General features: G+C 43.3%; 21 protein-coding genes and 1 tRNA gene. 8 read left to right on the forward strand and 14 right to left on the reverse strand.

The features are described from left to right. The first annotated feature begins 204 nt into the window (after positions 1 to 204). Positions 205 to 1,332 (forward strand): hypothetical protein, encoded by a 1,128-nt coding sequence (locus tag BN3769_RS04875; protein ID WP_068468148.1) that lies wholly within the window; start codon positions 205 to 207, stop codon positions 1,330 to 1,332. A gap of 220 nt (positions 1,333 to 1,552) precedes the next feature. On the opposite strand, the gene BN3769_RS04880 is transcribed toward BN3769_RS04875, so the two are convergent. After that, positions 1,553 to 1,783 (reverse strand): hypothetical protein, encoded by a 231-nt coding sequence (locus tag BN3769_RS04880; protein WP_068468150.1) that lies wholly within the window; start codon positions 1,781 to 1,783, stop codon positions 1,553 to 1,555. A 467-nt stretch (positions 1,784 to 2,250) separates the two neighbouring features. Here BN3769_RS04880 and BN3769_RS04885 point away from each other — a divergent pair, with 467 nt between their 5' ends. The 6 genes from BN3769_RS04885 to BN3769_RS04910 all read left to right on the forward strand — a co-directional run bounded on the left by BN3769_RS04885 (position 2,251) and on the right by BN3769_RS04910 (position 11,898). Further along, on the forward strand, positions 2,251 to 3,483 hold the full coding sequence (locus BN3769_RS04885; protein ID WP_068468152.1) for a hydrolase: 1,233 nt from the start codon (positions 2,251 to 2,253) through the stop codon (positions 3,481 to 3,483). Continuing rightward, on the forward strand, positions 3,476 to 4,849 hold the full coding sequence (locus BN3769_RS04890) for an aminotransferase class III-fold pyridoxal phosphate-dependent enzyme (protein ID WP_068468153.1): 1,374 nt from the start codon (positions 3,476 to 3,478) through the stop codon (positions 4,847 to 4,849). The genes BN3769_RS04885 and BN3769_RS04890 overlap by 8 nt, the downstream gene beginning before the upstream one ends. A gap of 217 nt (positions 4,850 to 5,066) precedes the next feature. Next, complete coding sequence (locus tag BN3769_RS04895) at positions 5,067 to 6,080, forward strand: arginine N-succinyltransferase (RefSeq protein WP_068468155.1); 1,014 nt, start codon at positions 5,067 to 5,069, stop codon at positions 6,078 to 6,080. Between the two features lie 25 nt (positions 6,081 to 6,105). After that, positions 6,106 to 7,590 carry a succinylglutamate-semialdehyde dehydrogenase gene (gene astD, locus BN3769_RS04900; RefSeq protein ID WP_068468157.1) on the forward strand — a complete coding sequence of 495 codons (1,485 nt, stop codon included), beginning with the start codon at positions 6,106 to 6,108 and terminating at the stop codon, positions 7,588 to 7,590. A gap of 15 nt (positions 7,591 to 7,605) precedes the next feature. Then, positions 7,606 to 8,988, forward strand: coding sequence for an N-succinylarginine dihydrolase (astB, locus tag BN3769_RS04905; protein WP_068468159.1), 1,383 nt, complete (start codon positions 7,606 to 7,608; stop codon positions 8,986 to 8,988). A 33-nt stretch (positions 8,989 to 9,021) separates the two neighbouring features. Then, positions 9,022 to 11,898 carry an FAD-binding and (Fe-S)-binding domain-containing protein gene (locus tag BN3769_RS04910; RefSeq protein ID WP_068468161.1) on the forward strand — a complete coding sequence of 959 codons (2,877 nt, stop codon included), beginning with the start codon at positions 9,022 to 9,024 and terminating at the stop codon, positions 11,896 to 11,898. Positions 11,899 to 11,948: 50 nt separating this feature from the next. On the opposite strand, the gene BN3769_RS04915 is transcribed toward BN3769_RS04910, so the two are convergent. The 5 genes from BN3769_RS04915 to BN3769_RS04935 form a co-directional block, all read right to left on the reverse strand. After that, positions 11,949 to 12,692 (reverse strand): F-box protein, encoded by a 744-nt coding sequence (locus BN3769_RS04915; protein ID WP_068468163.1) that lies wholly within the window; start codon positions 12,690 to 12,692, stop codon positions 11,949 to 11,951. Positions 12,693 to 12,899: 207 nt separating this feature from the next. Then, positions 12,900 to 14,270, reverse strand: coding sequence for a hypothetical protein (locus tag BN3769_RS04920; protein WP_228840618.1), 1,371 nt, complete (start codon positions 14,268 to 14,270; stop codon positions 12,900 to 12,902). A gap of 31 nt (positions 14,271 to 14,301) precedes the next feature. Continuing rightward, a complete protein-coding gene (rfaE1, locus tag BN3769_RS04925) occupies positions 14,302 to 15,639 on the reverse strand; it encodes a D-glycero-beta-D-manno-heptose-7-phosphate kinase (RefSeq protein ID WP_068468165.1) in 1,338 nt (445 codons plus the stop codon). Beyond that, positions 15,633 to 16,622, reverse strand: coding sequence for an ADP-glyceromanno-heptose 6-epimerase (rfaD, locus tag BN3769_RS04930; RefSeq protein WP_228840619.1), 990 nt, complete (start codon positions 16,620 to 16,622; stop codon positions 15,633 to 15,635). The genes rfaE1 and rfaD overlap by 7 nt, the downstream gene beginning before the upstream one ends. Before the next feature lie 459 nt (positions 16,623 to 17,081). Further along, positions 17,082 to 17,279 carry a hypothetical protein gene (locus BN3769_RS04935; protein ID WP_068468169.1) on the reverse strand — a complete coding sequence of 66 codons (198 nt, stop codon included), beginning with the start codon at positions 17,277 to 17,279 and terminating at the stop codon, positions 17,082 to 17,084. A gap of 322 nt (positions 17,280 to 17,601) precedes the next feature. Here BN3769_RS04935 and BN3769_RS04940 point away from each other — a divergent pair, with 322 nt between their 5' ends. Further along, entirely contained in the window at positions 17,602 to 18,636 is a 1,035-nt protein-coding gene (locus BN3769_RS04940; RefSeq protein ID WP_068468171.1) for a hypothetical protein, read from the forward strand. Between the two features lie 210 nt (positions 18,637 to 18,846). On the opposite strand, the gene grpE is transcribed toward BN3769_RS04940, so the two are convergent. From grpE to BN3769_RS04980, 8 genes are all read right to left on the reverse strand, one after another. Further along, positions 18,847 to 19,587: a nucleotide exchange factor GrpE gene (gene grpE, locus BN3769_RS04945; protein WP_068468173.1), complete on the reverse strand. Its 741-nt coding sequence runs from the start codon at positions 19,585 to 19,587 to the stop codon at positions 18,847 to 18,849. Positions 19,588 to 19,918: 331 nt separating this feature from the next. After that, positions 19,919 to 20,749: a 4-(cytidine 5'-diphospho)-2-C-methyl-D-erythritol kinase gene (gene ispE / locus BN3769_RS04950; RefSeq protein WP_068468175.1), complete on the reverse strand. Its 831-nt coding sequence runs from the start codon at positions 20,747 to 20,749 to the stop codon at positions 19,919 to 19,921. 139 nt (positions 20,750 to 20,888) lie between these two features. Then, a complete protein-coding gene (rplI, locus tag BN3769_RS04955; protein WP_068468177.1) occupies positions 20,889 to 21,380 on the reverse strand; it encodes a 50S ribosomal protein L9 in 492 nt (163 codons plus the stop codon). 24 nt (positions 21,381 to 21,404) lie between these two features. Next, positions 21,405 to 21,662: a 30S ribosomal protein S18 gene (rpsR, locus tag BN3769_RS04960; protein ID WP_068468179.1), complete on the reverse strand. Its 258-nt coding sequence runs from the start codon at positions 21,660 to 21,662 to the stop codon at positions 21,405 to 21,407. Between the two features lie 12 nt (positions 21,663 to 21,674). Next, on the reverse strand, positions 21,675 to 22,019 hold the full coding sequence (gene rpsF, locus BN3769_RS04965) for a 30S ribosomal protein S6 (protein ID WP_068468181.1): 345 nt from the start codon (positions 22,017 to 22,019) through the stop codon (positions 21,675 to 21,677). 10 nt (positions 22,020 to 22,029) lie between these two features. Beyond that, entirely contained in the window at positions 22,030 to 22,686 is a 657-nt protein-coding gene (gene pth, locus BN3769_RS04970; RefSeq protein ID WP_228840620.1) for an aminoacyl-tRNA hydrolase, read from the reverse strand. Positions 22,687 to 22,701: 15 nt separating this feature from the next. Beyond that, positions 22,702 to 23,262, reverse strand: a complete 561-nt coding sequence (locus BN3769_RS04975) for a 50S ribosomal protein L25/general stress protein Ctc (protein WP_068468183.1) — start codon at positions 23,260 to 23,262, stop codon at positions 22,702 to 22,704. A 577-nt stretch (positions 23,263 to 23,839) separates the two neighbouring features. Beyond that, positions 23,840 to 23,911 (reverse strand) — tRNA-Gln (locus tag BN3769_RS04980). Positions 23,912 to 24,180 lie beyond the last annotated feature (269 nt).

Raw genomic sequence — 24,180 nt, forward strand, 5'->3', positions numbered from 1 at the left:
CACTACCATCATTATCGCTTATCCATATCTGAGCCTAAAACCTGTATTTGAAAGTATTTTCTCCCTAGACGCCGACGCGATATAGCAGGCCATACTCTCCCACTCGCACATGCGATTAATGAGGCAAGTCCACGGCTGCGCTCCCGATTTTTAATGAATTCAAAAAGACGAATCAGCTAAGTTAAAAAAAAATAAGGAGTCCTTATGAAGAATATCTTGCAAAGAAGCCTCTATTTTTTCACTTTTGCCCTTTTTGCAACTTTTTCAATCTTCAATCTATTTGCCGAAGAAAAACTCTTTTGTCCGTTTGATGAAAGAACATGGAAGATTGGATTTGAAGAACTCACATCCGATCAATGGCTCGTTGAAATGATTTTAACCAATGAAGAAATTTTAAATTGGAATGAGCTCTTTACTGTACAAAAATTTGAAGGCTTGCCCATTTCAGCCGAAGAATTCGCTAAAATCCTTCACAAGACTTTTAAAGAGCATGTGTCTAAGGGCCAAGAACTGCATTTTAAAGAATTTGATTCTTCCCTAAATATTTTTGAAAGCTCCTTTGTCTCTAAGAATAAAAATGCGCTAAAGCAACAAGATATCGCCTATGATGAATACAATATTGGACGGCTTCTTAAAGGAGAATCCGGCCTCTATTTCATTCGCTATTCCACGAAAGATGGGCAAACTTTTGAAAAGAATAAGCAAGCTTGGATAGATCGATTGAAGCAGGCCTATTTAGCAGCTGAGCCTAAAGCAGATCAAGAAGGTCATTGGATAACCTTTTCACAAAATGGAATCTATGATGGACAAAAAAAACTTACCTTCCAAGCCATTAATCAAGTCATTGCCAATCAAAAAGCAGGTTTTGCCCTTTCCCTTCCCAGCGAATGGCTAGTGGACGAGCAAGAAACTGTGGAAACAGGCTTTGATAAAGACTATCCCTATACGATTTCCCTCTTATTCTCTTCCCCCGGCCATCAGATTTATGGAGGGGTAGCCTACTACATACCTCCGGAAGAAAAAAACCATTTGCCGCCCAAGCCTATAAAAAGATACCTTTCTCTTTATCATCTCCAAGATCCTCAAGTCGAACTAGTCGATAAAGGGAACATTCAAACGGTATTAGGAGAGAAAGGCTATTATATTCACTTAAAAAATGAAAACGAAACAGGCTGGATTGCCTTCTTTAAGAAAAATCAACACCTTTATCGCATTGAATTATGGGGAGAGAAACAGCAAGCGGATGCTTTAGTAAAGGACTTTAAGCGCCTTATTGTCAATTTTCAAATTCTCAATTCACAAGCGGATGAAGATTTAGATTTAGAAGATTAAGGCATGCATATGATGAGTTTTCCTCTCCCTGTCTTTTTCGCCTTAAGAGGATCCTTCTTAAAACCACCATCCTTGCTGCCAAACTAAAATTTGATGCCAAAGCTAGTCCAAAAGGCATGGATTAAGTTATTACAAAATCCATGTCCCTGATACCGAACCGATGACCCTCCTTAGCTTTTCTTAGCACAGGAAAGCCACTTGCATGCGTACAGATTGCAAACTATTTAACTAAGCGAATAGGAGTTTGTGAGCCCGAGAAATCGTCTTCCTCTTGATCAATGAATAATTGCGCTCCTTGGATAAGATAGGAGGCGAGCGTAGCATCTCCTTGATAAGTCATTTCAACCTGCATCTGACCATCTTCTGAAGGTTCGCCGCAGGTAATTAGCACATAACAAGATGGATTTTTATCTAAAGCCTCTTGAAGATGCTTTCGACGTCTATCGTTCATATAGCTCCTGACTTAATTTAATCTACTACTCATAACCTACTTATATTTTCTCGAGCAAGAATGGCACTGAAAATATGGGAAAAAAGCAGTTCATTTTAGAGCATCTCTGACCGGCTAAACGCCTGCTTTAAGATAGAATTTAGACGTTCTTTTCTTGCAAAAGTGTCAAAAACTCGCTTGAATCAAATGCTTATGAATTCATAGATACTCACCTAATTGTCACATTAGCGGATAAGATAATTTATTACCAAGGCAAACTTTATTCCCCCGCATTTCTTCTTTATTTGCTTCTAGCTCGCCGCAGGTTGAATAAGAGGGCATCACCGAATTGCGATATTCATCCTTATTTTCCCTTCCTTTTCGCCATAAAGTAAGATATGCAAAAGGAGCGTTTTTAAATTAAAATTTAAAAATAATTTGTCAAATCGCCTTTTAATAGATATGATGAATTAAAACCCTTTATTACTATGCATGCTTATCGTCCTTATCTAGAATGGATTAAAAGTCAGCAAACGTATTTACAATACCTTGTCAGGACTTGGACAGCTATTAATTCTTTTTCCACTCATTTAATTGGACTGCAAGCCATGCTAGCAGCGTTGCAGAAAGGTTTTGCCTGCTTAGAAGGGCAAGAGCGCATTATTTCCCTTCCCCAGCGCCGGTTCCTGAGGCCTGACGGGGTCTTAGCTAGCCAGCAGCTCGGTCAAGCCCTATCTATACGCAAGCGTCCAACAGCGCCAATACAAGTGCTTTTAGCCGGGCATATGGACACTGTCTATCCGCCCTCTAGCCCTTTTCAATCCATCGAGGAAAAAGATGGCCAAATATGGAACGGACCCGGATTGACAGACATGAAAGGAGGGCTTGCCATTCTCCTAATTGCCTTAGCCGCTTTAGAAAGATCTCCTTATGCAGATCAGGTCGGATGGGAAATATTAATCAATCCCGATGAGGAAATTGGATCTCCAAGTTCTGCAGGCCTATTCCAAGAAGCAGCCAAACACTATCAGCTAGGCCTGATCTTCGAGCCTTCTTTTCCTGATGGCGCCTTTGTCAGCGAACGGAAAGGATCCGTTAATTACAGCATTGTCGTCAGAGGGCGGGCAGCGCATGCCGGCCGTGATTTTTTTTCTGGCGCAAGCGCCATTTATGCTTTATCTCAATTCATTCAAGAAGTAGAAAAATTCAACCAGCCTGGCCAAGAAACAACCGTCAATGTTGGCCATATCGAGGGTGGCGGACCTGTCAATATTATTCCCGATTTAGCCATTTGCCGCCTAAATATGAGAAGCGCTAAGGCTGAAGATATTTTATCTAGTCAAAAAAAACTAGAGGCTATCGCTCATCAGTGCATGCGCAGAGAAGGCATTCAAATTGAAGTTTTTCAAGAAAACTTGCGCTTACCCAAGCCTTTTGATTCGCAGACGCAAAAGCTTTTCAATCTTTACGGTAGCTGCGCTGAAGAGCTTGGCATTCCATTTCAACTGCGCTCGACAGGAGGAGTATGCGACGGCAATACACTGGCAGGCGCCGGCTTGCCTACCTTAGATTCTATTGGGGCCAAAGGAGGCCTTATTCATACTCATGAAGAATATTTATTTCTACCAAGCTTGGTTGAACGCGCTCAATTGACGGCTCTATTCTTATTTAAGCTGGCAACGCGCGAAATGACATTTGAAAAGGAACTTTCCCATGACTGATTTTCTCTTGGCTGCCGCACAATTTCGTCAAGATCCGCGCATCAAAGAAGCTAAAAAATTGTTGCTAGATGCCTTAAAGGATTATCAAGCGCCCCTAACCCATATTCGTCCCCCACAGGACACATTAAATCAATCTTACGAAGAAATGATAGCAGCCTTTAATGAAATGCGAGGAGGCAAGCTGTATTTTCCTTACATAGGCAGCGGCTTTGGTAACGGCCCTTTGGTCGAGCTGTTGGACGGCAGCGTCAAATATGACATGATCAGCGGCATTGGCTCTCATTATTGGGGGCATAGCCATCCTGATGTCCTTTCTCACGCTATTGACGCAGCTCTAAATGATACGGTCATGCAAGGCCACCTTCAACAGAATATCGAAGCCTTCCATTTTTCGCAGCTTCTCGTCCACGCTTCCGGACTGGATCATTGCTTTTTATCCTCTTCAGGTGCAATGGCTAATGAAAACGCCCTTAAAATCGCTTTTCAAAAGAAATTTCCCGCCAGCCGTGTTCTTGCCTTTGAAAAGTGCTTTATGGGCCGTTCGCTTGCTCTATCGCAAATTACGGATAAACCGCATTTTAGAGAAGGTTTGCCGACGACAATTGCCGTTGATTATATTCCTTTTTTTCGGGAGGAAGAACCGGAAAAAAGCACGAAGCAAGCAGTCCACACTCTCAAGCATTATCTGGCCCGCTATCCCAAGCAGCATGCGGTCATGTGCTTTGAGCTGGTTCAAGGTGAAGGCGGCTTTTATACAGGGACCACGGATTTCTTCCGCGCTTTAATGACTGTTTTAAAAGAGCATGAGATAGCCATTTTTATCGATGAGGTGCAAACCTTTGGGCGCACGCCTCAACTTTTTGCCTATCAACACTTTCAATTAGAAGAATTTGTTGATATTGTTTCAATCGGTAAATTATCTCAAGTTTGCGCGACTCTTTTCCGCTCAACTTTTAAGCCGAAGCCGGGCCTTCTTAGCCAAACATTTACGAGTAGCACAGCCGCCTTGCAGGTGGGACGTTTCATCGTCAATGAACTTTTGCATAAAGATTTCCTAGGCCCTAACGGCAAGATTGCCCATATGCATAGGTTATTTGTCGAACATTTTGAAAGGATTAAAAACCGCTATCCTGATCGCATCCAAGGTCCCTATGGAATAGGAGCGATGATTGCTTTTACCCCTTTTGATGGCGACAATCAACGCGTGGTTAAATTTATCCAAGACTTATTTCAGGCCGGAGTGATTAGCTTTGTAGCAGGCGGCCATCCTACGCGGGCTCGTTTTCTAATACCTATAGGTGCGATTCAGCCTTCTGATATCGAAAAAGTCATGGAATTGGTTGAAGACGTATTAAAAAAGGGATAATTCATTTATGCCAAGGTGAATTCAAACATTAGTTTTCGGCTGCGCCAAAGCGTAGAAACGGAAAGCTCTTTTTGAGCGATGCTGCTTCTAAGAAGTTATCCCAAAACCCATTAGCGTTTTAGGACAGCTTCTAAAGCCATGTGTTCAACCGGGAGAGTTCTCGTGCTGCAAAAAATCAATTTTGACTCACTTTAGTATAGTTTAGCAGGATGTACTTATGATTGTTGTTCGCCCCATTACACGAAAAGACCAACAAATTTTTGCTGAATTTTCGTTTGAGTCTTTGCTGGGTATGACAAATCTTCCCCGAGACCGAGAAAAGCTTCAAGACAAAATTATTCTCTCTGAATCTTCTTTCCGGCAGCAAATAGAAAAGCCCGGCTTGGAAGAGTATTATTTTGTCTTAGAAGATTTAACAACGGGGCGTATCGGGGGAACGTGCGGGATTCTGGCAGAAAATAGCATTAGCCGCTCTTATTTCTATCGAATTGAATCCTTGCTTACGAACGCCAAGCATATTTCTGCTCCAAAAGAATTGAGCGTTTTAAAAGTTATCTCAAGCAATTCCAATGCATCAGAAGTCTGCTCGCTTTATCTCCAACCCACATTCAGACATAGCGGCCAAGGACGCCTGCTCTCTTTAAGCCGATTTCTTTTTATTGCCGCCCATCGACAGCGATTTGAAAAGAAAATTTTTGCAGAGTTAAGAGGATATATTGATCAAAGGCAAATTTCTCCTTTTTGGGAAGCCGTGGGCAAGCATTTTTGCAATCTTTCTTTTGTGGAGCTTATGGCCCAATTGGATCAAGACCGGACATTTATTTCAGAGATTTTGCCGAAATTTCCTATTTATATTTCCTTGCTTCCCAAAGAAGCTCAAGAGGTCATCGGGAAGACCCATGATAGTACAAAGCCGGCTTTGCATATGCTTTTGCAGGAAGGATTTGCCTTTAATCAAGAGATTGATATTTTTGACGCAGGCCCTTTGCTGGCGGCTTCAACGTCTAATATCAGAACGATTAAAAATAGCGCGGTCATAAAAGTTCAGATCACTCCGGATATGTTGCCAGAGGAAACGGAATATATCTTATCTAATGATCGATTAGATTTCAGGGCCTGTTTTGGAAGACTCCAGTTTATTTCTAAAACAACGGCTTTAATAAATGATAATGTTGCTGATGCCTTACTTGTCAAACATGGCGATAACATACGCTATGTGACAATTCATTAACCCAAGAGCTTCTCCAGGGCGTGCCATGCAAGAACACGATAGCATTTTCACCAATAATCAATGGAAAAAAGGATTAGGCCCTCTATTTACTTCTTATAATCCAGCCACAGGAGAAATCCTCTGGCAAGGAAGAGAAGCCGATAAAGAGCAAGTAGACGAAGCCGTTCGCAATGCTCAGGCAGCCTTTCCTGATTGGTCCGGCCTGACTATTGATGAGCGTTCCCAATACCTCGGCCACTTCGGCGAAATTCTAAAGCATCACACAATGACGATGGCCGAGATCATTTCAAAGGAAACGGGTAAGCCCTTATGGGATTCAAAAGGCGAAGTCGCTTCCATGATTAATAAGATCGACATCTCATTAGAGGCATATGGGCGGCGCTGCGCCGGCATGATTCGCGATCAAGGTATCGCACGCTCAATTACACGGCACCGTCCTCATGGTCCAGTAGCTGTTTTCGGCCCCTTTAATTTCCCTGGACATCTGCCAGGCGGACACATTATCCCCGCACTCTTGGCAGGAAATACAATTATTTTTAAGCCCAGCGAGCTGACCCCGGCAGTTGCAGAAACCTTGATCTCTTTTTGGAATGACGTCGGCCTTCCCCCCGGGGTAATCAATCTCATTCAAGGCGGAAAAGAAACAGGCCAAGCGCTCATTCACAATCCCCATATTCAAGGCCTTTTCTTTACCGGCAGCTACCAGACAGGCTTGTATCTATCCCAGCTCTTCGGCTCTTATCCCCAGAAAATCCTCGCTTTGGAAATGGGCGGCAATAATCCCCTTGTTGTCAGTCAAATCGCCAACCCTACCGCTGCTGCCTACTTGACCGTTCAATCGGCTTATTTATCTTCCGGGCAGCGCTGCACATGTGCAAGGCGTTTGATTGTCCCTGAAAGCCCAATAGGAAATGAGTTTATTTCCTCTCTGCTAGACTTGATTAATACCATTAAAGTAGGCCCTTATACCGATGTCCCGGAACCTTATATGGGACCCTTGATTTCCGAGTCTCACGCAAAGCGCATATTAGAAGCGCAAGACTTTCTTCGAGCTAAAGGCGGCAAATCTTTAATTGAAATGAAAAACTTTATTCCCGACACCGGCTTTCTGTCTCCAGGCCTGATGGATGTCACGGCCATTAAAGACCGCCCTGATGAAGAAATTTTCGGCCCTTTTTTGCAATTAATAAGGACAAAGGATTTACAAGAGGCTATTGAAGAAGCGAATCGGACAAAATTTGGATTAGCCGCCGGCATCTTCACCCAATCGCTAGAGGAATATAATCAATTTTATCGGCAAGCCCGGGCCGGGATTATTAATTGGAACATGCAGCTTACAGGAGCAAGCAGCGCCTCTCCTTTTGGCGGAATAGGCTGTAGCGGAAACCATCGCCCAAGCGCCTATTATGCGGCAGATTATTGTTCTTACCCTGTCGCCTCATTAGAGACGCCCTCTCTTAAGCTGCCAACAAATTTACTTCCAGGCATAGAACTGAAAAATGATTTTTAGCAAAAGGCGCGTTTCATGTTAGATCAAGCTGAAGAAATCAATTTTGATGGCCTTGTCGGCCCCACGCATAATTATAGTGGACTTTCATACGGAAATATCGCTTCCATGGAGCATGGCAAGCTAATTTCCAACCCAAAAAAAGCAGCCTTGCAGGGGCTTGCTAAAATGTATAAACTTTTTTCGTTGGGAATCAAACAAGCCGTTCTTCCCCCACAAGAGCGTCCCTTTATTCCCGTCTTGCGTTCCTTGGGCTACGATGGAGCTGAGGATCAAATAATCAGGCAAGTGGGGAAGGATTCCCCCTCACTGCTGATGTCTTGCAGCTCAGCTGCTTCAATGTGGGCGGCGAATGCAGCGACAATCAGTCCTTCGCTTGATTCGCAAGACCATAAAGTGCATTTTACCCCGGCCAATTTGATGAGCAAATTCCATCGCTCGTTTGAAGCCCCTGCAACCTCTCTGGTCTTGCGCCGTATTTTTGACAATCCCACTTATTTTGCGCACCATTATCCCCTCCCTACTCATCCAGATTTTGCCGATGAAGGCGCAGCCAATCATACACGCTTATGCCAGCGCTATGACCAGCCAGGCATTCAACTGTTTGTTTTCGGACGTAGAATCAATCAAAATCCCGATCAACTTCCCAAGCGGTTTCCAGCTCGGCAGACAGACGAGGCATCAAAAGCCGTTGCCCGCCTCCACCGCCTCTCTCCCAAGCAAGTCATTTTTGCTCAACAGAGCCCCGAAGCCATCGATGCCGGAGTATTTCATAACGATGTCGTTGCTGTGGGCAATCAAAATGTGTTTTTCTATCACGAACAAGCCTATATAGACACTCCGCAAGTCATTGAAAAGATGAGAATAGCCTTTATTGAGCAGTGCCAAACCAATCCTCATCTGATTATGGTGCCTGCCAAGCAAGTCCCGCTTCAAGAAGCTGTTAAAACCTATTTATTTAATTCGCAACTCGTCACCCTTCCGGACCAAACAATGGCTTTAATTGCCCCTCAAGAATGTCAGGAATCTCAGATCGTCAGCCGGTTCCTGCAAGAGCTGCTCGCACGCGGCGATCACCCCATAAAGCAGGTGATTCATCAAGATGTCCGAGAGAGCATGCAAAATGGAGGGGGCCCTGCCTGCCTACGCTTGCGCGTAGTTTTAATGCCCAAAGAAAAAGCTGCCATGAATCCATCCGTTTTGCTGACCGAAGAGCTTTACCAGCAGCTAACAAAATGGGTTGAAAAACACTATAGGGATCATTTGACCCCTCAAGATTTAGCGGATCCTAAATTATTAATCGAAGGACGGCATGCATTGGATGAACTGACCCAAATCTTACAGCTGGGCCCGCTTTATCCCTTTCAGATGCAGCGCATTATGCCGATCCCTCATAGGTAAGCCCTCTCTTTTATTCTTAGCAAAGAGATCGTTATGAGAAGCATTCAAGAAGAACTTAAGGATAACATTGAAGGACAAGTTTACTTTGATCCTACTACCCGTCACATTTACAGCGTGGATGCTTCTATTTTTGAGGTTCAACCCCTGGGCGTCGTCATCCCTAAATCCAAGCTAGATCTCTTAAGAGCCGTTGAGATAGCAAATCACTACAAGGTTCCCCTAACAGCTAGAGGAGCTGCAACGGGGATTACAGGCGGCTGCTTAGGGCGAGGATTGATCATTGATACGTCTAAATATCTCAACCGCATTCTAACCATCGATATTCAAAATGGATATACCGTATGCGAGCCCGGCGTTGTTCAAGATGACCTCAATAAGCAGCTGTCTCCCTATGGCTATCGACTAGGGCCTGATACATCGACAGGCAATCGGGCCACTTTAGGAGGCATGCTTGCTAACAATGCAGCGGGATCCCGTTCTTTGCGGTATGGCAGAATGGTCGATCATGTCAAAGAAGCCGAAGTGATTTTAGCCAATGGAGAAATCTTGCTATTCGGAGCGCTTTCCGAAGAAAAATTAAAGCAAAAAATGTCTCTTAAAACAACAGAAGGCCATATCTATAGAGAGATTATACGCATCCGAGATACGTATCGAGATGAAATTGAAAAACGCTTTCCCCGTATCCCTAGACGAGTATCCGGGTATAATTTAGATGAGCTTATCAAAGATGAACCGATTAATATAGCCAAGCTGATCACAGGATCGGAAGGCACGCTAGGCATTGCGACGGAAATCACAATGAATATCGCGCCCAAGCCCAAATCAACAGGCATGTGCCTTCTTTTTTTTCAGGACATGATTGAAGCCTTGCGCCATATCCCCGCCTTACTCGCCTATTCGCCTATTGCATTGGAAATGATCGACGATCAAATCATCGAGCTAGGCAGAGCCTCCCCTTCGCTTCGTGGCCAATTGGACTGGCTATCGGGAAATCCCAAAGCCCTTCTCATTGTAGAAATTGACGGAGAGGATCGCCAAGAGTTAGAAGAAAAAATGCGCGCCCTTTTGACTGACTTGCGGCAAAACCAAATTGGCTACGATCCGATTGCTTTGTTTGATCGCCAAAAAATGGCCAAGGTATGGAACTTGCGCAAATCTGGTTTAGGCATTCTACTCTCTAAGCGCTCTTTTAGCCGTGCCATTGCCTTTATAGAAGATATTTCTGTCGATCCCCATCAGCTAGCCCCATTCATGGAGCGTTTCTGCGCTTATCTGTCTAGCAAAGGCAAATCTGCCGGCATTTATGGGCATGTCGGCTCCGGATGTATGCATGTGCGGCCTTATATTAATTTACGTTCTCCTGAAGAATTGGCGCTTATGCGCGAAATGATGATTGATGTGTCTTCTTTATTGCTGGAATATGGGGGATCGTTAAGCGGAGAGCATGGAGATGGATTGATTCGCTCTTGGCTGAATCCAAAGATGTTCGGCGAAAAGCTCATTCAAGCTTTTATTGAGCTAAAGCGCGCTTTCGATCCTGACGATCTAATGAATCCTGGAAAAATCATTGCCTTTTCTAGCGATTTTGAAGAGCTTCGCTCTCATCCGAGCGAGATTTTAAAAGACCCTCAGACCTTTCTAAACTTTAACAAAGAAGGCGGATTTATCTTAGCAGCCGACCTTTGCAATGGAAATGGACTCTGCCGTAAAAAAGAAAAGATCATGTGCCCGTCTTTTCAGGCCACTAACGAGGAATTTCATTCAACGCGAGCGCGAGCACAATCCCTACGCTCTATCATTCATGGACGCATGCCCCTGGAAGCCTTCACTAGCCAAGGCCTTTACGACGTAATGGATTTATGCCTCTTATGCAAGGGATGCAAAACCGAATGTCCTTCCCAAGTGGACATGGCAAAGATGAAATCAGAATTCCTCTACCATTACCAAGAAACCCATGGCTATTCGCTGCGAAGCCGCCTTTTCGCGTCCATTGGACAATTGAATCGATGGATGTCCCCTTTAGCTGACTTTTTTAATCTTCTCCATCGGCAGCCATGGACCAAGAAAGCTCTAGAGCGCTTAGGAATGACTTCCCACCGCAATCTGCCGCTACTGGCTAGCCAGCGCTTTTCTACTTGGTATTCTAATTTTTTGCAGCCCAGCCATTTAAATAAAAGCGTGCTTCTTCTCAATGATACCTTCAATGAATTCAACCATCCGCATATCGGACAAGCTGCCGTTCATTTGCTAAATGCCCTGGGCTATAAAGTCATTGTTCCTTCTTGGAGCTGCTGCGGCCGGCCCGCTCTTTCAAAAGGATTGCTTAAGCAAGCCCGCAAGCAGGCGCGAAAGCTGCTTTCTACCCTTGCAGCCTCCTTGGCAAAAGGAGCCCTCATCATCGGACTTGAGCCCAGCTGCATTTTGACCATCAAAGACGACTACCTAGGGCTAATCGATCCGAATGATCCTCTTTACCCTGCCATCGAATTGATAACTTCCCGTTGTTTGACATTGGATGAATTCTTATTGAAACATGTGCAGGATGGAACTTATCCTCTTCCCTTTCCCAACAAAGAGCGGTTAATCAAAGTCCATGGCCATTGCTATCAAAAAGCCTTAGTAGGAATGGCCCCAACTTTGGACCTGCTTAGATCCATCCCGGGGTTTTATGTATCTGAAATCCCTTCCGGTTGCTGTGGAATGGCCGGTTCATTCGGCTATGAAAGCGAACACTATGACATTTCCATGAAAATCGGCGAACTGCAGCTATTTCCCCATATACGAAAGAGCATGCCGGACACCTGGATCATCGCCAACGGCACTTCTTGCCGGCACCAAATTCAAGATGGCACCGGCCGACAAGCCCTGCACTTGGCAGAAGCCCTCTATCTGCATTTAAAGGACCAATAAATCTCTTACGCCAATTATCTAGCCAGGCTTAAGAGATTGCCTCAACAAGTTCATTTTTTTTGCTTAGAAGAGCCTTTGGGATTAGAAAGAATATCTAAAATATACGTCGGCTTTAACACTTCATCTGTATGAAAATGAGCAACGGAAACACGCCAATCGTTCTGATCAATAGAGTCCTGGGCAATTTTCTGCTTTATCTTAAAAAAATCCCCCTCCCCTCTTCCCTTAATAGTAAATTGATGATCTGAAGAAGAGAAAAGTTTTTTAGGCTCAATATTTTTATTTTTTAAAGAATTATAAGATATCAACCCGCGCTCTTGCAGCGTATTTATTGTCGAAATATTGATATAGACATGGATGCACTTGTTCGCAGCGGAAAGATAATGAATCCCTGTCAATTTAGAGCCATCTGTTTTTTGATAAATCTCATGCAATTTGTCATAAAATTGCGCTTGCGTCCGAACCACAATCATTCCTTTTTCGGCTTTTTGAATCGCCTCTACTTGTAATTTTATAGACGCGGAGCTATCAGCCTTTAGCTCGGGCAATAGATCTAACCTCTGGGCAATTGCTTTCCATAAATAATCGCTTTCGGAAAGCGCCTTCCATTTTTTGCATACCAAAGAAGCCCGATAAAGCGAATGCTGATCTAAATAGGAGAAAATCATCAAGGCTAGCTCCGGAATATCAACGAAGCCACTACGCTCGACAGCAAAGTCTTCCTCTCCAGGAATAGAACTTATACCGGCTACAGACGGAAAAAAATCAGAAGGAGAAGAGGTTATTAAAAACATAAACAAAGACCTATATTCAATTCATTAATATAATAACAATAACAATCAACCATTATCAATAATGTTTATTTTAAAAACAACAAAAATCAATTAACTAAAAAGTTAAAATAAAACAAATAAAATAAAACAAATCGTAAAAAATTATATATTGACATTAAGAATAGCTATACCGAAGTGAATGCATCGTCTAGGCTCGAAGATAAGCTCTTATCCGCCTGCCGTCTCTTGGACGCGTGGATCGGTCTTCTTAATAATGATACTGACGTTCTTTTGATTGAAACCCTTGTAGCCTTCCCGCCTCTGCAGGTTTTCCAAATGACTTCCAAGAGCGCCTTGGGATAAGAATTTATGTGCATGCTCTTCAGAGATTTTTTTATCGGCAAGCAATCTTTGCACGCGCTTAGGATCCACCTGCCAAACTTCTCCTGCCGTAAAGGCTTGCCTTAAGTAAGGAAAAGAACTAAAAGGACTCATCATTTTAACGCCCCGCTTAGCCAGATCTTCTGTTAGCTCTTCAAACATGAATTGGGCCTCTAAGTGGTGCATGCCGGCTTTTAAGATAGAATCTCCATGCAAGGCGCACCAAAGGCCAATCGTACCTAATTGAGGAAGCTCCGGCAGAGGTTGATGAGCAATGTCGCCTTGGATTTCATCAGGGGCCAGATCGACATCTAAGAATAGAACTAGTCGACAGACGGCATTCTCCATCACTTGAGCTCCCCAGCCAGCCTCTTCTCCGGCATAGAAGCGTTCACGGCAAGTAAATCCCAAAAGTTCAAATAGCTCGACTAACTGATGAAAATGCTTTCTGGAAGAGCGGAAGGTATGATGATCATGATTAGCCCATCCCATTCCTAAGCTATCTTGGCGGTTTTTTTGTATTTGTCCCGCTGTATTCCTTGCTTGCCAATAACGCCTTTCCGCCTCTAACACTGTCCAAGCAGCCCGATGCTGCCCCATACGGTGGACAAATTCTTTAGCCAAAGCAAAAGCCCATTGCATGGCCTGCTCTTCGTCTTCGATACTTCTCGGCCGCCTTTGCCACAATTCTAATGCTTCTTGATAGATATGGATGACTTCCGGGTTTTCTTCTGTCGGCATAAGAGTCTGCGTTCCACGCCTCTCAACAACCCATAAGGCCGTTTCCTGCTCCGTATGCACACAGCAGCGACGATAGTTTCCAAATAAAGCGCCCTCAATGGGAATATCAGTGCCTCCGCGGGCCATTAAAAAGTCAGCAAGCGAATCGACAGCGACAGCAATCCCCACAGGCTCGGACGCGCTTTGCTTAATGACAAGGCGTGGAAGCTGGGCACCCGGATGGTGATAAACAAGGGCATTTTCTTCCAGCAACTGCTGGATAAAACCTGAAGATTGCAGTTGCTGTTCTAATTCTGGAGAATGGGCGACTACAATATGGTCAAGCCAATCGAATAAACGCGTACTAGTCCGCTCAAGCAGGTTTGTCTGCAGCTGGGCAATCGCTTTATTTGCAGCGGCAGCGCTTTCAAGAGCATCTAAAATAAGTCGTTCTGCTTTTGGCTGGCATTCCCATTGAAAGGCAGCATTGATATTCATCGCACTCTCCATCCATGGTTGAAATTCTTTGTTATTTATTCAAAGCCAAGCTTTCCAAAAGCGAAGATGTTAATTGGCAAGGTCTCAGCTGATGCTCGTTAAATTCATATGTCGCTAAGGGATGAGCTTGGCGGCTTAAAAAATTCATATTCTCTTGATGAATTAAAATAAAGCTCACTTCTCTTAAAGATGCAAGCATATCAATAAAATTTTGCGAAGGCTGAGGATCTTTAATATAAACTAATAAGGATTCTCCATCGTTAGTCAATTGCTTAATAGTTTGAAATAATTTAGGGGTAAGCATTTCTCCGCTAGAAACAACAAGAATATGAAAAGGCTTTTTTTTCAATACTTCCCGCAAAACAAACAAGCGCTCTCGATCAAATACTTTATGGCACATATCACTTTCAAATAACCGATGGGCGAGGTCGGACAAACTGACTCTCGCACAGCCGACATGTTCGATCGCGATTCCGGCAGCGACATTGCATAATTGGGCAGCTTCTGCATAAGACAGCTGATTGGCAAGGGCATAGGCTAGCATCGCAAGCACGGTGTCGCCGGCTCCCGTCACATCTTTTACCTCTTTTGCATGGACAGGAAAATCTTGCCGCGCGCCTGACGCTTCGAATACAGAAATGCCGGCCTCCGAACGCGTAACCATGAGCATTTGCGCTTGGGTGATCTGCAAAACTTTGCGAGACACGTCCTCTAGGGGAGCATGGGCCGGCATTCCTGCCGCCGCGTACACTTCTGACAGATTAGGCTTAATGATTGTTGTTCCCTGATATTTGCTGAAATCTTGTCCTTTGGGATCCGTAATAACAATGATTTGCCGTTCTTTAGCCTGTTGAATAATTGCCTGGGTTAACTTCGGCGTTAAAAACCCTTTACCATAATCGGATAACGCAATGATCTTGACATCCTGCATCAGCGCCGGCAGGGCATTTATTAATTCCTCTTCCAAATGGCCGGATAAAGGAATGGCTTGTTCAAAATCTACGCGAACAATTTGCTGATTGTCGGCAATGATTCGATTTTTAACCGGGGTTCGATAGGACTCTTGTACAAAAATGGAGTCCGCCCCTACTCCCTCTTGCTGCAAAGCCTTGCACAGCATATCGCCAGCCCAATCTTTACCTATGCGGCCTAGCGGAATAACTGTCGCCCCCAAAGAGATCAAGTTAAGAATGACATTTCCAGCTCCGCCCGGACGATGCTCTTCATGATGCACATGGATAACGGCAACAGGCGCTTCAGGGGAAATGCGGCGTGCCTTTCCTACGGTATAGGAATCGAGAAGCATATCTCCAACCACCATTACCTTGGCCGGATTCAAAGACCCAAGAATATTCGCAAGCTTTACCATACCCTTCCTGGCAATAAATATTTTCTTACATAATCAAAGATTGCATCTTTTAATGACAGGCAATGCGCCTGCTCTTTTAAAACGTGAAGCGTTTTCGTCATATCAGCACGGCTGTAATTTTGATATTTAGCAACTAATTCCGTCGGCATATCGATATAGTCAATTTTAGGCTCTCTATCCATTGCATGGAAAACCGATCGGGCCAACTCATTCCACGTCGAGGCAACGCCGCTCCCAATATTATACAACCCTCCCGCGTCATTCTCCAAGAAGGCGCAGGTCATTCTCACGGCGTCTTTGACGTAGATAAAGTCCCTCTTTTGCTCGCCATCGGCAAAATGGGCCGGATCCGAAGATTTAAATAGCCTTACCCTCTCTCCTTTTAATATTTGCGGAACCATGCGGGTAATGGCAGAGGCCATTCGCCCTTTATGCCATTCGTTAGGTCCAAAAACATTAAAATATTTTAATCCGACCAACTGATTTAATACCCCTTCATTAAATGCCCATTGGTCAAAAAGCTGCTTGGAAAAGCCATACATATTGAGGGGATGCAAATCATACAACTTATCTTCATTGTCCACAAATCCTTTAGTTCCATCTCCATAAGTAGCAGCTGAAGACGCATAGATAAAACGCTGTTCATTTTTCAAGGCATATTCCGCCAATCGCACACTGAAGCGATAATTATTCTCAAGCAGATAGCTTGCATTCGTCTCCATGGTATCTGAGCAGGCGCCTAAATGAATAAACGCTTCTATAATCGACTCGCGTCCGACCAGCCACCCAAAGAGCTGCTCTTTAGACAAAATATCAACAAATCGCTTGCCAACTAAATTTTTCCATTTCTCTGAAGAACGCAATTCATCCACAATAATGATATTGCTCATTCCCTTATCATTTAAATGGCGCACCACACAGGATCCAATAAATCCAGCCCCTCCTGTAATAACAATGAGCTGATCATCAAACATTTTCATCATTTCACCTCACTAACCCGCTTCATTTTAAGAAATCCGCTTGCAAATTGTAAAAGGGTGCCGCCGAATTTCCCCTAATCTAGATTCAACGATAGCCTCCACTCTCAAGCAAGAATTTAAATAGAAAAAAATAAAGAATAAAATGTCTTAAAAGGTGTATTAAAACGCTAATGACCTAGATTTGAGGTTATTACGGGTTTTAAATACACCCTCTTAGAGACTGTCGTCGAATTCATAATAGTGCAGCTAAAATAGCAAAAGAGGACAAACTTTACTAGTTATAGTTATTCGCCTAAAGCGTGTCCTCACATTCATAATCGTCTATATTTGAGATTGTTCTCTCCCTAAAAGGCAATAAGAGAGCAGATAAGATTAAGCGCCTATTGCCCCTATCGCTTTCTAAGGAAAAACCCACTCGAATTCAGGCAATTATCCATTTAGGGCACGCCCTAAGCCGTGTCCCTAGTTTATTTCGTTCTCTTTATCAAAAAAGCGCTGGCTGAGCTCCGGATAACCCGCTTGGCGCAGTTGAATTGCCGTTAATTTGATTTTATTAAGCAAAAGAAGCTGGCATTCGCAACGGCGGCATACAATGACCGGTTCGGCATGTTCAGCGGAGCAAAGAGGGCAAATCCAGAGATTTTCAAGCATCTCATCCATTATTTTACCTAGAGGAAAACATCAATTTTGACTCAATTCGTATATAGCAAACCATGCGCGTTGATTGCAATCTAGTTATTTTCTTCTATCAAGAACAATTTATTTTTATAGAAGATTAAATTTTCTCAACAACCGGATTTATTTAATTTTCTAATTTTACTATTATTAGTAAAAATGCGGATTTTTCTCGAAAAGGGTTTCTAAAACTATTTTTTGTGTCTTAAAAACCTTCTATCGCAAACAAGATATTAAAACTGAACGCATTTATAAATAATTTATTTAAAAATACTAATTTTAATCACTTATCTCAAAGGTTACCAATATGAGTTCTTATTCATCTCAAACCGGTTCTTCTTCTTTTTTTCCAGGCTATGATTCCCTTTGGAATCCAAGTTATGATTTCCTTTGGAATGATGAAGAAGGAGGGAGGACCGGGCTTTTACCGGACACGTTAGCCACCCCTCCTGTTGATCAAATCCCTTCTTCGGCCCCCCTTGTTCAACCAGTCCATCAAATCGGCATGCAATCCTTGCAACCCCCCGCATCTTCAAATGCCCCCTTATTTATTTCTTTAGAAGGATTCATTTCTCTTACTCCTCAGGTTTCCACGCCATCCCTTTCTTATCTTAATTTCCCTCCTCATTCATCTAATGGGCAAGACCCATCCACCGTCACCGATTTTAATCCTTTCTTCTTTGACTTCTCTCCTAAGCTAGCCGAGCAGCCTGTCATGACAATCAAGCAAGAAGAGTGTAAGCGTGAAATTGAAATCCCAGATGAAGTGAATGCCTCAAACGTTTCGTCTTCAAAAAAGAGAAAAAGAAGGCAATCGGAAGACGATAGGATAAAGGCACAAGTAGAAGAGCAAGAAGAAGTCCTAAATTTACAGGAAATAAAGCAAAGAAGACGCAAGGAAAAGAATCGTATCAGCGCTAAGCTATCCCGTGATCGCAAAAAGGAAATCGGAGATAAACACTTGTCAGAACTAAAAGAGTTTGATTCCATGGTCAAACGGATCAATACCAAATGCGCGGTTTTGCCACAGTGCTTCTCTTCCTTGGATAATCTATCTTCACAACCTGAAGGGACTCACTCAAAGAACATAACGGTAGAAGAGATAGACCGCAGCAGCCAAAGAGAGCACATAGAAGAAATTGTCAACAATGCTTTGAGTCAAATTCAGATTCAAGAAAGACGGGCTCTCAAAGCCGAGACGGAACTAAGTTTAGCCCATCAAGAAATGGCAAGGCTTAAAAGAGAGATTCAAATATTAAGAAAGATGGAAAAGTATAGTCCTCAAACGCCTACCGCCTTGCCATCGACTCTTGCGCCATCAAATGAGTTCTCTTTTCTTTAATCTAAAGATAATGAGTTAAAAGAAGAAGCAGGGTTGCGCTTTGTTAGCCTAAGCCCTGCTTTCTTTCGCCATATTAAAAAAATAGGGCTAAAAATTTTCAGCGTTTCTAACCAAATTGAGCCGCAAAATCTACTTATGTGAGATGAGATAGGCTGTTAAAACTCAATCTAGCCCATTAGCAGTTTTAAGAAATTCTCTAAAGCACGCGTTTTAAACAAATATAGCGACCGCAGCTTGCCTTAATATTTTATTGCCATGCCGATAGCCAACGCGAATGGTCTGTGCAATTTTTCCCATTTGTCCTCCGGCTATGCGTTCTAACGCTTGATGCTCGTCTTCGTTGAATTCCTCTCCGGATTGCGGATCGATGAGATAAATGTGCATATTTTCCAAACGCGCTAGCATTTTATAGCGCAAATGATTGACTTGCCCTTGCCAAAGCCCGATGAGGTTTTCTACTAAAGGATGCCAATAAGGTAAATGAGCCAATAGTCCTTCTTTTTTAGGCAGCACGTTTAGCACTTGATGGCTCATTTGCTTGGAGTACTGAGACAAATCAAAAATCGCATCGGCAATTTCAATAAAAGCTTCTTGCGATTGCTTTTCTAAATACGCTTGCCTGTCATTTAGAAGTTCTATTTCTAAATCCGTCAACTCCCCTTCTTTTTCGGATAGGCTTGCTATAGCAGGGAGAGCCCCTTCCGGCTCTTCCTCGTATTCTTCCCACTCTTCAGAAATGGCCATTAAGAGGCTATCGAACTGAGACACCATTTTACCCATATTCTCAGCCATTATTTTAATATCCCGGCCTTGTTTCCGCAGTTCTAAACTGAGCCTTTCATTTTCCAAAACGCAATCATACAAGCTTGGCAATTTAAGGCTCTCATAAGCTTCTCGAACATCTTTTGGCCAATTGGAGGAAGGATCATTTTTCGAAGATTCATCGGTCATAGGAATGCATTACCTTTCTAAATTACCTCCGAATAGTAAAAGAGAGGAAAGATTTCTCACAAATATTATTAACGTGAATTAATGAAAACTTTAGCCCATGCCCTTTCATCCGCATGCATCCGTATTGATTAACAATCAGCTTAGCTGGCATTTCCATCCATGCGGGAGATTAATAACCTGCGCTTTGGGCTTTTTGCTCGTTGGACGGACATGAAAGCTCTTCCCGATCAAGAATGGCAAAAGGTCCATATTTTTTAATATTGGCTTGCTTGTCATTTGTCCATCTCCGCGGCTTTGATGCGACCGAAAGAGCAACCTCAAAAAACTTTGGTTAATACCATCTGTCTGAAGCACGGTTGATGAATTGAGCAGAAAATAGACGATAAGAAGGATCGGATGGAAGCTGTCCATCCCCTAAACAAAAAAAAGAGGAGCCGGAGCCAGACATGAGAACCGTATTAAAGCCGTTCTTTAAAAGAGACTGCTTTAACTCATTCAGTTCGGGCCTCATTTCAAAAGCCGCCTTTTCCAAATCATTAAAAGACGGAGTCGCGCCGGATAAATACTTTTCCAAATCTTGCTTGGCCAGCCCGGGCATCTCTTCTTGGACTGAAAGATTCAAGCGGCGGTAAACTTCAGGGGTCGATAGGCCGCCTTGAGGTTTTATCACCCACAACTGGCGCGGCGGCAAGGCAGGCAATGCATATACATTCTCTCCACGCCCCGTACAATAAGCGGTCCCTTGAGAAAAGAAAAAGGGAATGTCCGAGCCGATTTCAGCACTCCAGTCACGTAACTTTTCAGTCGGAATATCTGTTTTGGCAAGCAGATTGCAAGCCCACAGCGTTGTCGCGGCATTGCTGCTGCCCCCGCCTAGCCCAGCTTCATAGGGAATATGCTTGTCTAAGTGAATTTTAAAAAATACTTTCAGCCCTGTTTTACGGCGAAATAATTCGACCGCTTTTAGAACTAAATTAGAGGAATTGGTAGGCAGGCTAGGATCGCTGCAAGTTAGACTATCTCGCTCGCAAGGCTCATAAGTAAGGTGATCGCCCAAATCGATGGTTTGAAAAAGAGAAGAAAGTTCGTGATAGCCATCAGGACGCTTGCCTACGATGCGTAGGAAAAGATTGATCTTAGCCGGAGAAAATAATTGGAGCATAGCGGGTCTATTACAAATAATTAAATCTAAAAAGGGATTTAATAGCCTCTTCGAAACGATTAAATCCCTCTAGAATATTGATAAGACATCCTAAAGGGATATATTCATTCCCTTCAGGCAGGCTTTATAGCGCATCCAATTAAGAGGCTTGTTGCTCTTCCATTGCTGCGCGATGTCCTTCTTCTGACATCACTTTCAAATTAAAGCTGGCTGTTACCCCTTCTTTCAATTTGATAGCGATCTCATGAACGCCTGTCGTCTTGATCGGATGCTTAAGCTGCACGGCTCTTTTTTCTACTTCCACATGAGCCTGATCCAACAACAGTTGAACGATCTCTGTAGATGTGACTGAACCATACATATGTCCTTCCTGATCAACTTTGACAACTTTTGTCAAAGAAATATCCTGAATCTTTGCTGCAATAGCTTCTGATTCTTCTTTGTCGATTGCAGCTTTTTTACTGCGCTCTTCTTGCAAACGCTCTTGCATGCGCAAAGCTTGCTTGCTGGCCAATACTGCCAATCCTTGCGGGATCAAAAAGTTGCGTGCATAGCCAGGTTTTACATTGACAATTTCGCCACTTCGACCAAGGGCTTCTACATCTTCTAGTAACAACAATTGTGTTGCCATAATGTTTTTCTCCTCGATTATTCCTTAAACTTCAGCTACAAATGGCAACAAGGCTACATGTCTGGCGCGCTTAATTGCTGCTGTTAATTTCTTTTGATGATAGGCAGAGACACCTGTGATGCGTCTTGGTAAAATTTTGCCGCGCTCGGTAATAAATTTTGTCAGCGTATCGATATCTTTGTAATCAATTTCTTTGATGCCCGCTGCTGTAAAAGGGCAACGCTTACGCTTCTTAGAACGCGCATCAGAGTATTCAGGATTAGTTCTAGTTTTTTTCTGCATGTTTTCTACTCCTTACTGCTGTTCAACTAAGGGTTTGAATTCAATTTTATCCATTACTTTATCTGCACGCAAAGTAATAAAACGGATTAAGTCTTCATTTAAGTGGTACTCTTGCCACAATTCAGAAATGGTTGAAGTGGGAGCGGTAAAGTAAACAATATAGTAATATCCTTCCCGGTGTCCCTCAATTTCATAAGCTAAGCGGCGTCTGCCTTGCTCGTGAACTTTTTTGATTTCTCCGCCGCGATTGGTAATTCCGGCCTGGATACGATCCAAAGCTTTATGGCGAGCATCATCGCTCAGCGTTGCGCTAATGACATACATTCCTTCGTAAAGGTTTTGTCTGTTTTGGCTCATGCGTATTCTCCTAACCCTGCAAAGGGGGTTTTGTTAAATCTATTGGCTCCTGCTTCGGCAAGCTTACAGGACTGGCCTTGCGAGGAGCTGTGTTGACCGCGTTCATGACCTGAGAGACGTTTTCTTTCAGCAAGCGCAATAAAACGTCTACCCCGCGATCAACAAACGTCGTTAAATGGTTTAATTCATCTGGGCTGAAACGATCTAATACATAGCCGGCAAGCTGTTTCTCACCCGGATGGCCAATCCCCATCCGCAAGCGGATGTAATGAGAGGTCCCTAAATGAGTTTCAACGCTTTTTAGACCATTATGGCCGCCAGCACTCCCCATTGTCTTTAATCGAAGTCTTCCAAAAGAGAGGGCAATGTCGTCAGTCACAATAACCAAATGGCTAAGCGGCAATTTAAAAAAATTTAAATAACGCTTAATCGCCGTTCCGCTCAGATTCATATACGTCAAGGGCAGAAATAAGTGAACAGAGGCATCTCCGATCACTCCTTTTGCAATTAACGCGTTAAAATACTTATCTTCTTTAAAGTGCCATCCCATCCGGTTAGCCAAAGCCTGAACAACGAGATATCCCATATTATGGCGCGTCATCTCATATTCAGAGCCTGGATTTCCCAATCCAACAAAAACAAATGAAAGCGGCTTAGACTGAGTCACACTTTAAACAGGGTTTTAGCGTTTTACAATAACGGCAACCACTTCATGCAAATCGACTAAAGGGCGCACCGTTTCTGGGATTTGAATATCAGACAATCTCTTAGATTGCTTCAATCCCAATTCTTTAATGTCTAATTCAAAAAAAGAAGGCATATCCTTTGGCAAGCAGCGCACGCGCACATGGCGAATGACTTGACGGAGCACACCGCCCAGCTTAATCCCTACGCAGTCTACAGCGCCTATGCATTCGATAGGAACTTTTACATTGATCTTGTGATCTTCTACTAATTCTTCAAAGTCCAAGTGAGTAACAGCATAAGAAGTCACGTTATACTGAATATCTTTAATGATAACTTGGCGCTCATGGCCTTTATCATCGACTAAAGTGAATTTAGTTGTTGGCAAATGGCCTGACTTCACTTGACGTAAATAAGCCCCAAATTCCGCACTCTTAACAGCTAAGGTCTCTCCCTCTTTTCCCTTTGTATAAAGGACAGCTGGAATATACCCTTCACGGCGAAGCTTATTCACTTCACTCTTGCTGTTTGCTTTTCTCGCTACTGTTTGCAGTTTCATGAATCCCCCAAAAAGGATAAAGTTAAACAAATTTTTTATCTAATGGTCTGCTTTACGGCCTGATGGTTTACTCGTTCAAGTCCATCGCAAAGCGCTGCCCTTAACCTCTACAGCCTCCCCGTTCAATTCTGACGGCCGCAAAGGGAATGATTGACACTTTATTCTATAAGATAGATGGACAGCCTCTAAGGCATGATGAAAAGAGGGAAAAAAATGGCTAAAACTTAATTAATGTCTGGCCATTTATGAGAATGAATGTCATTCCTATCATTTTAAGCGGGTTTTATGAACCACGCTCCCTTCTCTCGGCATGCTGCTGGCAATTAAGCTCTCCATGAGAGAACCATCGCCAGCGAGAAGTACATCTTTCTAACTTCTGAAAAGCCGCTTTATTCCGCCTGCAGAAGTTTTTATAATACCTCGCTCACACTCTCCGCTATGCAACCTTTTCTTTAAAAAGAAAAAACCGCTTATCCTTACTCTCAGTAAAAAAAAGCAATTTAATTGCTAATAGATAATGATAAGGAAAGACAATGTTTGAGGCTAGCAAAAGAGAGTTGTCGATCAAGGTGACAAATTGGGGTGGAAGGATTCGAACCTCCGCATGGCGGTACCAAAAACCGCTGCCTTACCGCTTGGCTACACCCCATTATTTTATGGACCGTTCGCGTTAGCAAAGTCAAAATCTTAACGCGACGCTGATTTTTTTGCAACAAGAAAGAGATAATAGCGAACACTTCACTCGTAACTGCTTATGTATAAGTCTCTACGCGCTCTCTTCAGATTGTGCTGATCATCTGCAATGATCTCATCACACCCTCTTAAGAGGCTTTCTTAAAGCGGTTATTTTCTCTATAAGAAAACCTGAAATATTAAAATCGCTAATGACCCAGATTCGCGTTCTTTTTCCCGGAGCAA

Source organism: Candidatus Protochlamydia phocaeensis, from assembly GCF_001545115.1.
Lineage (GTDB): Bacteria > Chlamydiota > Chlamydiia > Chlamydiales > Parachlamydiaceae > Protochlamydia_A > Protochlamydia_A phocaeensis.

Coding starts and splice junctions, on each gene's coding strand:
- ispE (WP_068468175.1), bottom strand. CDS start 20,749: ATGCTCCAATTATTTTCTCCGGCTAAGATCAATCTTTTCCTACGCATC.
- rfaD (WP_228840619.1), bottom strand. CDS start 16,622: ATGATGAAAATGTTTGATGATCAGCTCATTGTTATTACAGGAGGGGCT.
- rfaE1 (WP_068468165.1), bottom strand. CDS start 15,639: ATGGTAAAGCTTGCGAATATTCTTGGGTCTTTGAATCCGGCCAAGGTA.
- BN3769_RS04975 (WP_068468183.1), bottom strand. CDS start 23,262: ATGAAACTGCAAACAGTAGCGAGAAAAGCAAACAGCAAGAGTGAAGTG.
- astB (WP_068468159.1), top strand. CDS start 7,606: ATGTTAGATCAAGCTGAAGAAATCAATTTTGATGGCCTTGTCGGCCCC.
- rplI (WP_068468177.1), bottom strand. CDS start 21,380: ATGGCAACACAATTGTTGTTACTAGAAGATGTAGAAGCCCTTGGTCGA.
- BN3769_RS04875 (WP_068468148.1), top strand. CDS start 205: ATGAAGAATATCTTGCAAAGAAGCCTCTATTTTTTCACTTTTGCCCTT.
- BN3769_RS04920 (WP_228840618.1), bottom strand. CDS start 14,270: ATGAATATCAATGCTGCCTTTCAATGGGAATGCCAGCCAAAAGCAGAA.
- BN3769_RS04895 (WP_068468155.1), top strand. CDS start 5,067: ATGATTGTTGTTCGCCCCATTACACGAAAAGACCAACAAATTTTTGCT.
- BN3769_RS04940 (WP_068468171.1), top strand. CDS start 17,602: ATGAGTTCTTATTCATCTCAAACCGGTTCTTCTTCTTTTTTTCCAGGC.
- rpsF (WP_068468181.1), bottom strand. CDS start 22,019: ATGAGCCAAAACAGACAAAACCTTTACGAAGGAATGTATGTCATTAGC.
- BN3769_RS04910 (WP_068468161.1), top strand. CDS start 9,022: ATGAGAAGCATTCAAGAAGAACTTAAGGATAACATTGAAGGACAAGTT.
- astD (WP_068468157.1), top strand. CDS start 6,106: ATGCAAGAACACGATAGCATTTTCACCAATAATCAATGGAAAAAAGGA.
- grpE (WP_068468173.1), bottom strand. CDS start 19,587: ATGACCGATGAATCTTCGAAAAATGATCCTTCCTCCAATTGGCCAAAA.
- BN3769_RS04885 (WP_068468152.1), top strand. CDS start 2,251: ATGCATGCTTATCGTCCTTATCTAGAATGGATTAAAAGTCAGCAAACG.
- BN3769_RS04880 (WP_068468150.1), bottom strand. CDS start 1,783: ATGAACGATAGACGTCGAAAGCATCTTCAAGAGGCTTTAGATAAAAAT.
- BN3769_RS04935 (WP_068468169.1), bottom strand. CDS start 17,279: ATGGATGAGATGCTTGAAAATCTCTGGATTTGCCCTCTTTGCTCCGCT.
- BN3769_RS04915 (WP_068468163.1), bottom strand. CDS start 12,692: ATGTTTTTAATAACCTCTTCTCCTTCTGATTTTTTTCCGTCTGTAGCC.
- BN3769_RS04890 (WP_068468153.1), top strand. CDS start 3,476: ATGACTGATTTTCTCTTGGCTGCCGCACAATTTCGTCAAGATCCGCGC.
- rpsR (WP_068468179.1), bottom strand. CDS start 21,662: ATGCAGAAAAAAACTAGAACTAATCCTGAATACTCTGATGCGCGTTCT.